The following is an 11,760-nucleotide window of genomic DNA, read 5'->3' as shown; positions in this document are numbered from 1 at the left end:
ATGCTCCTCCGCGCGGGGCGGCGCTCCTATCGGACCCGTTTCAATAACATCATCCTTGCGATGGATGCGGATGTCTGCGGTACTGCGTAGCTTTATGAATACGGAGGCGACCGGGGGGTCAGAATGTCAACGATCGGTGTCACCCAAGATCTGACGGGGTTCTTCCTGTCGGCGGGGATCGTCGGTGCAGCAATCGCAGTCCTCTGCGCGCTCATCGCACTCATTGCTCTCGCGCTGGGTGCTGCCGGAGTCACTGGTGGTGCCGCGGCAGTCTGGATCGGCGGAGCCCTGCTGAGCCTGACGTCGGGCTTCTCGGGGCAGTGGCTCCCCGCGATCATCGCTGGTGGCGCGCTGTTGGCAGCGCTCACGCTGGGCGGGGTTGCCCGGGTCGTGGTGCGCGCGCTGCAGAACAGGCCCGTCGTGGCATCCGAGGCACCTGCTGTTGCGGCCCCTGCCGTGACGACCATTGCGCAGCCGGCACGCCAGCTGGGCGTGCGTACAGTGACACCCGAATCGATTCGATAGACTTCTCGCTTGCCGGTTCGCCGACATCCTGATCTCTTCGTCCTTCGTTCCGGAAGTCCTCCCCCGCATGGCCACCTCCCTCACCACGGGCCGCCCCTGGCGTGTCATCCTCGCGTTCTCTGTTCCGCTGCTCATCGGCAACGTCGTGCAGCAGCTGTATCAGGTCGTCGATACGATCGTCGTCGGCCGCGAGCTGGGCGTGAATTCGCTCGCAGCCGTCGGTGCGACGGGCTCGCTGCTGTTCCTCCTGCTCGGGTTCGCCTGGGGTATGACCAGTGGCTTTGCGATTCCGACTGCGCAGGCCTTCGGCGCCAAGGACCACGCGTCCGTGCGGCGTTCGGTCGCCACGGGCACGGTGCTGTCGGCTATCGCGAGCATCCTGATCACGATCGCAGGGCCGCTGCTGGCTGGCCCCGTTCTCGTGCTCATGCAGACGCCGCCCGAACTCCTCGCCGAAGCAACTCTCTTCACGCAGGTGAGCTTCCTCGGTGGCGGGGCGACGATGTTCTTCAACTACCTCGCTGCGATCATCCGTGCCATCGGCGACTCCAAGACGCCGCTGGTGTTCCTCACGATCGCGTGTGCGCTGAACGTCGTGCTCGTCGTCGTGCTGGTGGGGCCCGTGGGCTGGGGCGTTGCTGGCGCCGCACTGGCGACGGTTGTCGCGCAGGCCGTCTCTGTGCTGCTGTGCCTCGATTACATTCGGCGTCGCATTCCGGTTCTGCATGTTCGCCGCGAGGACTGGAAGATCACCGGTGACGACGTCGCCGACCACCTTCGGCTCGGACTGCCGATGGGCTTCCAGGCCTCGATCATCGCGATCGGAACCCTGGTCGTTCAGGTGGCGCTCAACGTGCTCGGTGCCGACGCCGTCGCGGCGTACACCACGGCATCCCGTGTCGACAGCCTCGCCACCGCTCTGCTCGCGTCCCTCGGTCTCGCGGTCTCGATGTACGTGGCGCAGAACTTCGGCGGACGCCGGCCCGACCGCATCCGTGCCGGAGTGAAGCAGGCGACCTGGATGGCCATCATTGCCTCGGTCATCCTCGGTGTCGTGCTCATCGCGTTCGGTACGAACCTCGTGCGACTCTTCGTCGGCGAGGGGGCGGATGAGGTCGTCGAGCTCGCCCACCTCATGCTCATCATCAACGGATCGGCCTACGCGCTGCTGGGGACGCTGTTCGTGCTGCGCGGCGCACTGCAGGGCCTCGGCCAGGCGATGATCCCCACGGTGACGGGGGTCGTCGAACTCTTCATGCGTGTGGGAGCCGCCGTCGTGCTCGGCGGTCTGCTCGGCTTCGGCGGCGTCGCGCTGAGCAACCCGCTCGCGTGGGTCGGCGCGGTCGTGATCCTCATTCCGGCGTATGTGCGCGCGCATCGCGCTCTGGCGAAGATGCCCGTCGAGCCGGACGAGCCGACGCTGACCACTCCGATCGCGCTCGTCGGTCCCGACAACAGCTCGCTGAACGTGGATGCTGTGGTCACGCAGCCCGTCTCTGTCGTCATGCAGAAGCGGTGGAAGAAGCTGCTGCGCCGCTGAGCTGACCAGCCCCGGGTCAGCCGAGCGCGCCTCGGCCGTCGCGGAGCTCGAAGACCAGCTGGGTCTCGGTGCCGCGCACGACCGGATGCACCGTGATGTGTTCGAGCACGATGTCGCGGAGGGCCGCGGCATCCTTGACCGCCACATGCACGAGGAAGTCATCGACGCCCGCGACGTGGAACACCTGCAGCACCTGCGGTGTCGCGACGAGCGCATCGAAGAGGGCATTCACTTTGTCTCCGGTGTGGTTCGCCAGGCGCACCTTGATGATCGCCTCGAGCGGGAAGCCCAGCGCCGCGTGGTCGAGCCGGATGCGGGAGTCGCGGATGATTCCGCGATCGCGCAGGCTCCGCACGCGGTGGGCGCATGTGGATTCCGCCAGACCCAGCTGCTGCGCGAGCGCCTTATTGGTGAGGTCGGCGCGTGCGCTGAGGGCGGCGAGGACTCTCAGGTCGAGTTCGTCGAGTGGGGAATTCGCCAATTCGACCACCTCCAGGGTGCTCAATTCTTGCGGAAAAATGCGAGAACTGTTCATCAGACGATGGATGCTGTCGGATTCTCCTATTCTGCTTGGGATTCCGGCAATGTGGAAGCATGAGTGACCAGTTCTTGCATCCTGACACCGTCGCGGTCCACAGCGGACGCGGTGACCTGACCGACCTCGGCGTCCACGCCCTGCCGATCGACCTGTCGACGACGAACCCGCTCCCCGACGTCGAGCGCGGCGGTGACTCCTATGAGGCGATGGCGACCGGTGGGCGACCGCCTGAGGACGGCAGCATGGTCTACGCCCGACTGTGGAACCCGACGGTCGGCCGTTTCGAAGATGCTCTCGCCGAGATGGAGCACGCCGAAGCATCCGTCGCGTTCTCCTCCGGAATGGCGGCGATGACCGCGGTGATCCTCGCGATGACATCGGCCACGGGCAAGCGGCACGTGGTCGCCGTCCGTCCGCTGTACGGCGGGACTGATCACCTGCTCGGCTCTGGCCTGCTCGGCACCGAGACGACCTTCTGCCACGCCTCGGAGGTGGGGATCAGCATCCGCCCCGACACCGGACTCGTCGTCATGGAGACGCCGGCGAACCCGACGCTCGAACTCGTCGACATCGCGGCGGTCGTCCGCGCGGCGGGAGACATTCCGGTCGTGGTCGACAACACCTTCGCAACCCCCATCCTGCAGAACCCGCTCGACCACGGAGCGGCGATGTCACTGCACAGCGCGACGAAGTACCTCGGCGGGCATGGCGACGTGATCGCTGGTGTCGTGGCCTGCAGCGAAGAGACCGCCGAGGCGCTGCGCCGGGTGCGTGCGATCACCGGGGGAGTGCTGCATCCGCTCGGCGCCTACCTGCTGCACCGTGGGCTCACGACTCTGCCGGTACGGATGGCGCGCCAGCAGGAGAACGCGCAGGCGCTCGTGCAGTGGCTGATCGATCAGCCAGGCGTCGACGAGGTCTTCTTCCCCGGACTCGACGGCGACCCCGAGGGGATCCTCGAGCGGCAGATGCACGGCACGGGTGCGATGATCGCGATCCGGATGCGGGGCGGCTACGCGGCCGCGAGTGCTGTCGCAGGGGCGGTGACGCTCTTCACGCATGCGGTCTCGCTCGGCGGCGTGGACTCGCTCATCCAGCATCCTGCCGCCCTCACGCACCGGCCGGTGCCAGCAGATGCCAGGCCGGATGCTGATGTGCTGAGACTCTCGGTCGGTCTGGAGCACGTCGGCGACCTGATCGCCGATCTCGCGCAGGCCTTCGCGACGGTTGTGGACTCCGAAGAGGCAGCTCGCGCGGCTGTTTCCTGACGGGGCGCGGCGGCCGCGTCAGCTCCCGGCGAGCCACTCGCCGAAGGCGTCGAACGAGTACTCGCGTCCGAGGAATGCGGCGACCAGGTCGGCGGCATCCGCTGATCCTCCGCGCGCGAGCACCTCGTCGCGGTAGCGTCCTGCGACGTCGGCGGCGAACAGATCCGCAGGGTCGAATGCGCTGAACATGTCCTTCGCGATCACCAGGCTCCACATGTACGTGTAGTACGCCGAGCTGTAGCCGGTGAGGTGTCCGAACCCCGACTGGAAGTGTGTGTCGTCCAGCGGAGCGATGACCGAGTACTGGCGGGAGAGCTCGGCGATCGCGGCATCGTGATCGTCCGGACGCTCCTGGTGCAGCCAGTACGAGACGGCGGAGTAGAAGATCTGCGTTCTCGCCCAGCGGCCCCGATCGGAGTCCGCAGCCTCATGCATGCGAGCGACGAGGTCGGCGGGGATCGGTTCGCCCGCGGCATCCACGGCGAAGGTACGGAGGATGTCCGCATCCCACGCCCATTCCTCGAGCATCTGCGAGGGGGCCTCGACGAAGTCCCATTCGGTGGCGACGCCCGAGAAGCGCACCCACTTCTGATCGCCGCCGAGCACATGGTGCAGCAGGTGACCGAACTCGTGGAACAGGGTCGTGACCTGCTCGTGCTCCATCAGTCCGCGCGGAAAGTTGCACACCAGCACGCCCTCGGGCAGCTGCGTGCCGCGCACACCCCGCACCAAGTCGAACTGCGCGGCGTGCTTGTACTTGCCCTCGCGCGGATGCAGATCGAGATGGATGCGTCCTATGCGCTCGCCGCCCTGCAGCACGTCGTATGTCGTGACATCGTCTGCCCAGGTCGACGCATCCACCGCGAGGTACTCGAGGCCGAACAGGCGGCCGGTCACCGACAGCAGCCCCTCGCGCACCCGAGAGAAGTCGAAGTACTCGCGCACTGCCTGAGCGTCGACGTCGTACTGCTCGCGGCGGATGAGCTCGCCGTAGTAGTCCGAGTCCGCACTGGTGATCTCGGTGAACGACGGGTCGTCCTGCTGTGCGCGGGCGAGGAGCGCATCGGCATCGGCCTGTGCACGATCAGCCGAGAGTTCGGCGATGCGGTCGATGAACTCGGCGATCGCGCCACCCGTGCCGATCATCTTCACTTCGGCGTCGTAGTCGGGCCAGGAGCTGTATCCGAGCAGACCCGCCTGCTCGGCGCGCAGGTCGAGCAGCTCGTGCAGCAGTGCGTCGTTGGCAGGCCATCCGCGGGAGTTGTACGCACGGGAGATCTCTTCGCGGGCGGCGCGATCGTGCGCATACGCGCGGAACGGCCGGAAGTCCGGATAGTCGGTCGTGATCTCGACGAGTCCGTCGTCGCCCGCGGGGTGCGATGCGCGGAAATCGTCCGGCAGACCGTCGAGACGCTCGGGAGCAATACGGATGCTGCGCACATCGTCGCGGACGTGGCGCGAGAACTCCTGCTCGATCACGGTGATGCGGGCTGCGATCTCGGACAGGCGGGCACGAGTGTCATCGTCTTGGTCCACGCCGCCGCGGCGGAAGTCCCGCAGCGTGCGATCGAGCAGACGGGCGGAGTCGGCGTCGAGGGCGGATGCATCGACGTCCGCCAGCACAGCGTAGAGCTCGCGATCCTGGTCGCGTTCCGTGACGAAGGATGCCGCGTTCTGCATCCGATCTTCCGCGATCTCGCGCACCACAGCGTCGGGGTGCACCTCAGAGAACAGCTCAGTCATGCTCGCGGCGTTCATGACCGCGGTGTCGCCGATGTTCCAGAGCTCAAGGGTCTCGAGCGGGGTGTGCGCAGAGCCATCCTTCAGCTGCGCGACGACATCGCGCGCGGTGCTCAGCGCGGTATCGGCGCGCTCGGCGACGAACGCCGCCCAGTCAGAGGCGGGCAGGACGAGAGGTTCGAGGGCCATCGATCCAGCGTATGCGCTGCCAGAGTCGCCAGAGCACCCCCTGGCGCGGCGCGAACAGGTAGACGAGCGCGAACACGCACCCCTGCACGACGACTACGAGTCCGCCGGATGCCGCATCGACCCAGTAGCTGAGATAGATCCCGACCACGCTGCACACCGCTGACATGACGGGAGCGATCACCAGCATCCGCCCGAACCGGTCGGTCAGCAGGTACGCCGTCGCCCCGGGGATGATCAGCATCGCCACCACGAGCACCACGCCCACCACCTGCAGTGCGACCACGGCGGTCAGCGCGAGCACGCCGAGCAGCAGCGCGCCCAGGAACCGCGGCGACAGCCCGATCGCGAAAGCGTGCGTCGGATCGAAGGCGTACAGCGTCAGGTCACGGCGCTTGATGACGAGCACCGCGAACGCGACGGCGGCGAGTACGCAGATCTGCACGAGGTCAGCATCCGAGACGCCGAGGATGTTGCCGAAGATGATGTGATTCAGATCGGTCTGGCTCGGCGTCACCGAGATCATCACCAGCCCGAGCGCGAACAGGGTCGAGAAGACGATGCCGATTGCGGCATCCTCTTTCACTCTGCTCGTCCCGCGGATCAGTCCCATCAGTCCCACCGCGAGGAACCCGAACACCAGCGCCCCGAGCGCGAACGGTGCACCGAACACGTACGCGAGAACCACGCCGGGCAGCACCGCGTGCGAGACGGCATCGCCCATCAGCGACCACCCGACCAGCACCAGCCAGCACGACAGCAGCGCACACACGACCGCCGCGATCACGGTCGTCACCAGCGCGCGCACCATGAAGTCGTACTGCAGAGGTTCGAGGATCCAGTCGAGAATCATGCGGCGTCCTCCGGAGACTCCAACCCGAACGCCCGCGCGAGATTTGCGGGCTCGAGCGCCTCGGTCACCGATCCGTGGAACAGCGCTCGCCGCAGCAGCAGCACTGCCTCATCCGCAAGAGCAGGCAGCGCGTGCAGGTCGTGCGTCGACACCAGCACTGTGCTGCCGGATGCCGCGAGCTCGCGCAGCAGCCGCACGATCGTCGCCTCGCTGCGCTTGTCGACGCCCGCGAACGGCTCGTCCAGCAGCAGAATCTCGGACCCCTGGGCGATGCCGCGGGCGACGAAGGCGCGTTTGCGCTGCCCGCCCGAGAGCTGTCCGATCTGCCGATCGGCGAGGTCGGTGAGCTCGACGCGTTCGAGAGCTTCTTCGACGGCATCACGATCTGCAGGCCGCGCTCGCCGCAGGAATCCCTGCCGTCCGTACCGCCCCATCATCACCACGTCGCGCACTGACACTGGAAACGCCCAGTCCACGTCTTCGCTCTGCGGCACGTACCCGATGAGGCCGCGCTTCCGGGCGGATGCCGGGTCGCCGCCATCGATCGAGACGACACCGGATGCGGGCCGCACCAGCCCCAGGATCGTCTTGAACAGCGTCGACTTGCCCGAGCCGTTCATGCCGATGAGTCCGGTGACGCGCGCGGATTCGACGCGCAGCGATACGTCATCGAGCGCGACTACCTCGCCGTAGCGCACGGTGACGCCTGTGACCTCGATCATGGCGTCGTCCCCGTCAGCCCGGCGACGATCACGTCGGCATCGTGGCGGAGAAGATCGAGATAGGTCGGCACGGGGCCATCGGAGGTCGACAGCGAGTCGACGTACAGGACTCCGCCGAACTTCGCACCGGATGCCTCGACCACCTGCTGCATCGCGCGATCTGACACCGTCGACTCGCAGAACACGGCGCGAACCTCGTTGTCCTTCACGAACTCGATGGTCGCGGCGATCTGGCGGGGCGTCGCCTGCTGCTCGGCGTTGACGGGCCAGATGTACGCCTCCGCGAGCCCGGCATCACGAGCGAGATACGAGAACGCTCCTTCGCACGTGACCAGCGCGCGTTCGTTCGCCGGCAGCTGCGCCAGCGCATCGACCAGGTCGTCCTGCACCCGCTGAAGCTCCTGCTTGTACCCCTCGGCGTTGGCGGCGAAATCGGCGGCGTGGGTGGGGTCGAGGTCGGCGAACGCCTTCGCCATGTTGTCGACATAGCGCTGCACGTTCAGCGGACTCATCCACGCGTGCGGATTGGGTTTGCCGGCGTACGCATCTGCCGTGACGTCGAGAACGTCGATGCCCTCTGAGACGACGACGTGCGGCACGTGCACGGAGTCGACGAACTGTGCGAACCAGGCCTCGAGGTTCAGCCCGTTATCGAGGATCAGCTGGGCGCTGGCCGCCTGACGCACGTCTCCCGGCGTGGGCTCGTAGCCGTGGATCTCGGCCCCGGGCTTGGTGATCGACTCGACCCGCAGGTGCTCGCCGGCGACGTTCTGGGCGATATCAGCCAGCACCGTGAAGGTCGTCAGCACGACCGGACGATCGTCCGGTGCGTCGGTCGGCGGACCGGAGCATCCGGACAGCGCGAGAGCGCTCAGCGCGAGGAGCGCGAGCACACGACGGGCATTTTTAGGCACACCGAAAACCTACCTTTTAGGTGCACCGAAAACAACAGACGCCCACCGCGTGCAGAAACGCATTTGTGGACGGTCAACAAGAAACCAAGTACCGACCCTTGTGAAACTTAGTTCCGGATGGCAAAGCACGGAGGCTTTCCACAGCCCGCCCATACGATCACCAGTGGCAACGACGCCACTGATCCCTGGAGCCTCAATGACGAGTTCTACGCCTCACGTGCACGGCAATGGCCTGCGCATCACTGTCATCATCCTCGCCGTGCTTCTCGCCGTGATGGTGGCGCTCTTCTTCATGACGACCGGAAAGATCGCCGCCGGTGCGGCTGACCTGTCCGATGGAACCGTGACCGCACATGAGGGCTCGAGCACCCTCGCCGCGGGTGCGAAGGACCTCTCTGCGGGTGCGGGCAAGCTCGCAGCGGGCACGGACGACCTCGCTGCCGGCGCTTCCAGCGCACACGCCGGTTCGAAGAAGCTCGCCGCCGGTGCGCTCAGCGCCTCGACCGGCGCGGCCACGCTTGCCGCCGGTGCAGACACGCTCGCCGCCGGTGCCGCGAGCGCTCAGGATGGCGCCGGCCGGCTCAGCTCCGGTGCTCAGACCGCGCTGACGGGCGCGCAGGACCTCACCGCCGGTGCGCAGAAGTTGGATGCTGGCGCTCAGACCGCCGTTACGGGCGCACAGTCGCTGTCGAGCGGAGCACAGCAGGTGGATGCGGGAGCCCAGCAGGTTCTCGGCGGCGTGACCAGTCTCGCGGCGGGTGTCGCAGGGGCGCACCAGGTCGCCGGTCAGGTGCTCGCGGGAGCCGACAAGCTGAGTGCTGGTCTCTCTGCTGCCGTCAGCCCGCAGCTGCAGGGGCTCGCTGACGCTGGCCCCACGATCTCGGTTGTCGCCGCTGAGCTGCCGCAGAACTCGCAGAGCCTCGCGGATGAGCTGGCAGCGCTCGCCGCATCTTCTCCAGGAGACGCGGCGCTGCAGAAGCTGGCAACCCTTGCCGCCGGTGTCGATGCGCAGGTCGACGGCATCGCCGGTGCCGCTGCCGCAGCGCCAGCACTCGCGAAGGGCACGATCGTTGCCGCAACAGGCGCACAGGAGCTCGCAGCTGGAGCAGGCGCGCTGGTCAATGGCAACGCCGCTGCCGGATGGCCGGGCACTGTCGCACTGGTCGACGCGAAGCAGGGCGCTCCGGCGCTCGTGCAGGGCGCGACAGCACTCCAGGCCGGCACCTCTCAGCTCTCCACCGGTGCGCAGCAGCTCGCCACGGGTCTTCAGCCGCTGAAGGCCGGCACCTCTGACCTCACCGCGGGCGCAAGCCGCCTCTCGGGTGGTCTTGCGACACTGTCCGAGGGTGCGAGCTCGCTGTACGACGGATCTGCACGACTGAACTCCGGCGCCACGACCCTGAACAGCGGCGCGGCCTCGCTCGCCGAGGGCACGGCCACCCTGCAGACGGGCGCTGCTGACCTGAACACCGGCATCGGCGCTCTCTCCGAAGGCGCGACGACGATCGCCAGCGGATCCAGCGACCTCGCCGAAGGCGGCGGACGACTCGAGGCCGGCGCCGCCGACCTCGCTGCGGGCAACGGTCAGATCGCCGACGGATCGGGCACTCTCGCCACTGCGACCGCACAGGCTGCGCCGTCGATGCTGCCCTGGATGCTCGGCGCAGTGCTGATCGGCCTGATCGCCATCGGCTTCTGGGTCGGTCACCGGGTCAGCCACCGCCGTACGCTCGCGATCGCGTAGGGCTCCGCAGACGAATCCGCTCACGGCAGATCGGCCGTGAGCGGATTCGCGCTCTCTGCCTGCGGATGCCGCCCAGGGTGGAGGCATGAGCGAAGAAACTCCCATCCCGCATTTCGGTCCTGAAGTCAGACGAGCACTCTTCCACGAACGCGTGATCGTGCTCGACGGCGCACTCGACGACGACAACGGCACGCTGCTGATGACGCAGCTCCTCACTCTCTCGGCAGAGGATCCGGCATCCGACATCGCGCTGTGGATCCACTCGCCGGGCGGTTCCGTCCCGTCGATGCTCGCAATCCGCGACATCATGAAGCTGATCCCCAACGACGTCGCAACCCTCGCCCTCGGCATGGCGGCCAGCGCCGGGCAGTTCCTGCTCTCCGGCGGCACGCAGGGCAAGCGACGCGCCCTCCCGCACGCCCGGGTCCTCATGCACCAGGGGTCAGCGGGGATCGGCGGATCTGCCGGCGAGCTCGAGACGCAGGCCGATGATCTTCGGCATACGCGCGACATGGTGCTCGGCCTTATCTCCGATGACACCGGACAAGCGGCGGAGCGCATCTTCGAAGACTCGCTGCACGACCGCTGGTACACCGCGGCACAAGCACAGGAGTACGGATTCATCGACGAGATCGTCGACGACTTCGCACAGATCTTGCCGCCGCGCAGGGCCCGAGTCGGCCTCGGAGCGGAAGGGTCGAAGTCATGAGCAGCTATACGATCCCGAACGTCATCGCGCAGCATCCGCGGGGTGAGCGCGTCATGGATGTGTACTCGCACCTGCTCGCAGAACGCGTGATCTACCTCGGCACCGGCATCGACGCGGGGGTCGCGAACGCGCTGATCGCGCAGCTGCTGCATCTTGATTCAGACAGTCCAGACACCGGCATCCAGTTCTACATCAACAGTGAGGGCGGCGACCCGGGGGCGGCGCTGGCGATCTACGACACGATGCAGCACATCCGCCCTGCCGTTGCGACGACCGTGATCGGACAGGCGATCGGCCCGGCGGCCCTGCTCGCCGCGGCCGGCGCACCCGGTCAGCGCGCGGCTCTCGCGCACGCGCGCATCGTGCTGCATCAGCCGGCCGGACAGTCGCGCGGAGCGATCCCCGACCTGATCCTCGCCGCCGATGAGGTGGTGCGGGTGCGTTCGGATCTGGAGTCCACCCTCGCACGCCACACCGGCCGGACCGTCGAAGCGCTGCGCGCAGACACCGATCGGGATCGCGTGTTCACGGTATCCGCAGCGCTCGCCTACGGACTGATCGACACCGTGCTGGGGGAGCGGACGGCGGAGTAGTTCGCGCAGACACCCGTCAGCCCGGATCACAGATGCCAGCCGAAATCCCGGATCTGGGCTGGCATCTGTGATCTGGACTGACGGGTGTGCAGAGACTCACGCCGCGAGGGCGAAGGCGCCGCGCGTGCTGACCGGGGCGGCTGTCGCCGTCGTCGAGCGCAGCTCCTCGGCCACGCTGCTGGTGAGTTCGATGAGCGTGGTCTCCAGGGCGCCGGCGATGGCAGCGATCATCTCGCTGGAGGGCTCTTTGAGTCCGCGCTCGACCTCAGAGAGATACTGCGGCGAGACTCCGGCCTTGGCCGCCGTCTCACCAAGGGTCTCTTCGTGATCGTGACGCAGGCGACGCAACTGGTCGCCGAGCATTTCGCGCCACAGCGGTTCAGGGCGGCGAGGTGCGGGACGAGGGAACGCGAGGATGTCAGCCATGG

The 11,760-nt window shown here is 67.3% G+C and carries 12 protein-coding genes; 6 read left to right on the top strand and 6 right to left on the bottom strand.

Features of this window, described 5'->3' with window-relative positions; all coding sequences use genetic code 11:
- Positions 1–123: 123 nt before the first annotated feature.
- The gene (locus ACN0RC_RS05220) at positions 124–525 is read left to right on the top strand and encodes a hypothetical protein (RefSeq protein ID WP_417509475.1); all 402 of its coding nucleotides are present in this window, start codon (positions 124–126) and stop codon (positions 523–525) included.
- A 67-nt stretch (positions 526–592) separates the two neighbouring features.
- Entirely contained in the window at positions 593–2,065 is a 1,473-nt protein-coding gene (locus tag ACN0RC_RS05215; RefSeq protein WP_417509473.1) for an MATE family efflux transporter, read from the top strand.
- 16 nt (positions 2,066–2,081) lie between these two features.
- Here the strand turns inward: ACN0RC_RS05215 and ACN0RC_RS05210 are convergent, their stop codons facing one another.
- Positions 2,082–2,546, bottom strand: a complete 465-nt coding sequence (locus tag ACN0RC_RS05210; protein ID WP_417509471.1) for an Lrp/AsnC family transcriptional regulator — start codon at positions 2,544–2,546, stop codon at positions 2,082–2,084.
- A gap of 113 nt (positions 2,547–2,659) precedes the next feature.
- Here ACN0RC_RS05210 and ACN0RC_RS05205 point away from each other — a divergent pair, with 113 nt between their 5' ends.
- The gene (locus ACN0RC_RS05205) at positions 2,660–3,871 is read left to right on the top strand and encodes a trans-sulfuration enzyme family protein (RefSeq protein ID WP_417509469.1); all 1,212 of its coding nucleotides are present in this window, start codon (positions 2,660–2,662) and stop codon (positions 3,869–3,871) included.
- 18 nt (positions 3,872–3,889) lie between these two features.
- Here ACN0RC_RS05205 and ACN0RC_RS05200 read toward each other — a convergent pair whose 3' ends face one another.
- From ACN0RC_RS05200 to ACN0RC_RS05185, 4 genes are read right to left on the bottom strand one after another with little or no spacing between them, the layout of a single operon-like run.
- Positions 3,890–5,800 (bottom strand): M3 family metallopeptidase, encoded by a 1,911-nt coding sequence (locus ACN0RC_RS05200; protein WP_417509467.1) that lies wholly within the window; start codon positions 5,798–5,800, stop codon positions 3,890–3,892.
- A complete protein-coding gene (locus ACN0RC_RS05195) occupies positions 5,766–6,650 on the bottom strand; it encodes a metal ABC transporter permease (protein ID WP_417509465.1) in 885 nt (294 codons plus the stop codon). Before ACN0RC_RS05195 ends, ACN0RC_RS05200 begins: the two co-directional genes overlap by 35 nt.
- Positions 6,647–7,372, bottom strand: coding sequence for a metal ABC transporter ATP-binding protein (locus ACN0RC_RS05190; protein ID WP_417509463.1), 726 nt, complete (start codon positions 7,370–7,372; stop codon positions 6,647–6,649). Before ACN0RC_RS05190 ends, ACN0RC_RS05195 begins: the two co-directional genes overlap by 4 nt.
- Complete coding sequence (locus tag ACN0RC_RS05185) at positions 7,369–8,286, bottom strand: metal ABC transporter substrate-binding protein (protein ID WP_417509462.1); 918 nt, start codon at positions 8,284–8,286, stop codon at positions 7,369–7,371. Before ACN0RC_RS05185 ends, ACN0RC_RS05190 begins: the two co-directional genes overlap by 4 nt.
- A gap of 196 nt (positions 8,287–8,482) precedes the next feature.
- On the opposite strand from ACN0RC_RS05185, the gene ACN0RC_RS05180 reads away from it, so the two are divergent.
- The 3 genes from ACN0RC_RS05180 to ACN0RC_RS05170 all read left to right on the top strand — a co-directional run bounded on the left by ACN0RC_RS05180 (position 8,483) and on the right by ACN0RC_RS05170 (position 11,332).
- A complete protein-coding gene (locus tag ACN0RC_RS05180; RefSeq protein ID WP_417509460.1) occupies positions 8,483–10,030 on the top strand; it encodes a hypothetical protein in 1,548 nt (515 codons plus the stop codon).
- An 85-nt stretch (positions 10,031–10,115) separates the two neighbouring features.
- The gene (locus tag ACN0RC_RS05175; protein WP_417509458.1) at positions 10,116–10,739 is read left to right on the top strand and encodes a ClpP family protease; all 624 of its coding nucleotides are present in this window, start codon (positions 10,116–10,118) and stop codon (positions 10,737–10,739) included.
- The gene (locus ACN0RC_RS05170; RefSeq protein WP_417509456.1) at positions 10,736–11,332 is read left to right on the top strand and encodes a ClpP family protease; all 597 of its coding nucleotides are present in this window, start codon (positions 10,736–10,738) and stop codon (positions 11,330–11,332) included. Before ACN0RC_RS05175 ends, ACN0RC_RS05170 begins: the two co-directional genes overlap by 4 nt.
- Before the next feature lie 96 nt (positions 11,333–11,428).
- Here the strand turns inward: ACN0RC_RS05170 and ACN0RC_RS05165 are convergent, their stop codons facing one another.
- The gene (locus tag ACN0RC_RS05165) at positions 11,429–11,758 is read right to left on the bottom strand and encodes a helix-turn-helix domain-containing protein (RefSeq protein WP_417509454.1); all 330 of its coding nucleotides are present in this window, start codon (positions 11,756–11,758) and stop codon (positions 11,429–11,431) included.
- Positions 11,759–11,760: the final 2 nt, after the last annotated feature.

This window comes from Microbacterium sp. (genome assembly GCF_048259935.1).
In the GTDB taxonomy this organism is placed as follows: Bacteria; Actinomycetota; Actinomycetes; order Actinomycetales; family Microbacteriaceae; genus Microbacterium.
This window is presented reverse-complemented; position numbering and strand designations above follow the sequence as displayed.

Coding starts and splice junctions, on each gene's coding strand:
- ACN0RC_RS05200 (WP_417509467.1), bottom strand. CDS start 5,800: ATGGCCCTCGAACCTCTCGTCCTGCCCGCCTCTGACTGGGCGGCGTTC.
- ACN0RC_RS05170 (WP_417509456.1), top strand. CDS start 10,736: ATGAGCAGCTATACGATCCCGAACGTCATCGCGCAGCATCCGCGGGGT.
- ACN0RC_RS05165 (WP_417509454.1), bottom strand. CDS start 11,758: ATGGCTGACATCCTCGCGTTCCCTCGTCCCGCACCTCGCCGCCCTGAA.
- ACN0RC_RS05205 (WP_417509469.1), top strand. CDS start 2,660: ATGAGTGACCAGTTCTTGCATCCTGACACCGTCGCGGTCCACAGCGGA.
- ACN0RC_RS05195 (WP_417509465.1), bottom strand. CDS start 6,650: ATGATTCTCGACTGGATCCTCGAACCTCTGCAGTACGACTTCATGGTG.
- ACN0RC_RS05215 (WP_417509473.1), top strand. CDS start 593: ATGGCCACCTCCCTCACCACGGGCCGCCCCTGGCGTGTCATCCTCGCG.
- ACN0RC_RS05190 (WP_417509463.1), bottom strand. CDS start 7,372: ATGATCGAGGTCACAGGCGTCACCGTGCGCTACGGCGAGGTAGTCGCG.
- ACN0RC_RS05180 (WP_417509460.1), top strand. CDS start 8,483: ATGACGAGTTCTACGCCTCACGTGCACGGCAATGGCCTGCGCATCACT.
- ACN0RC_RS05175 (WP_417509458.1), top strand. CDS start 10,116: ATGAGCGAAGAAACTCCCATCCCGCATTTCGGTCCTGAAGTCAGACGA.
- ACN0RC_RS05220 (WP_417509475.1), top strand. CDS start 124: ATGTCAACGATCGGTGTCACCCAAGATCTGACGGGGTTCTTCCTGTCG.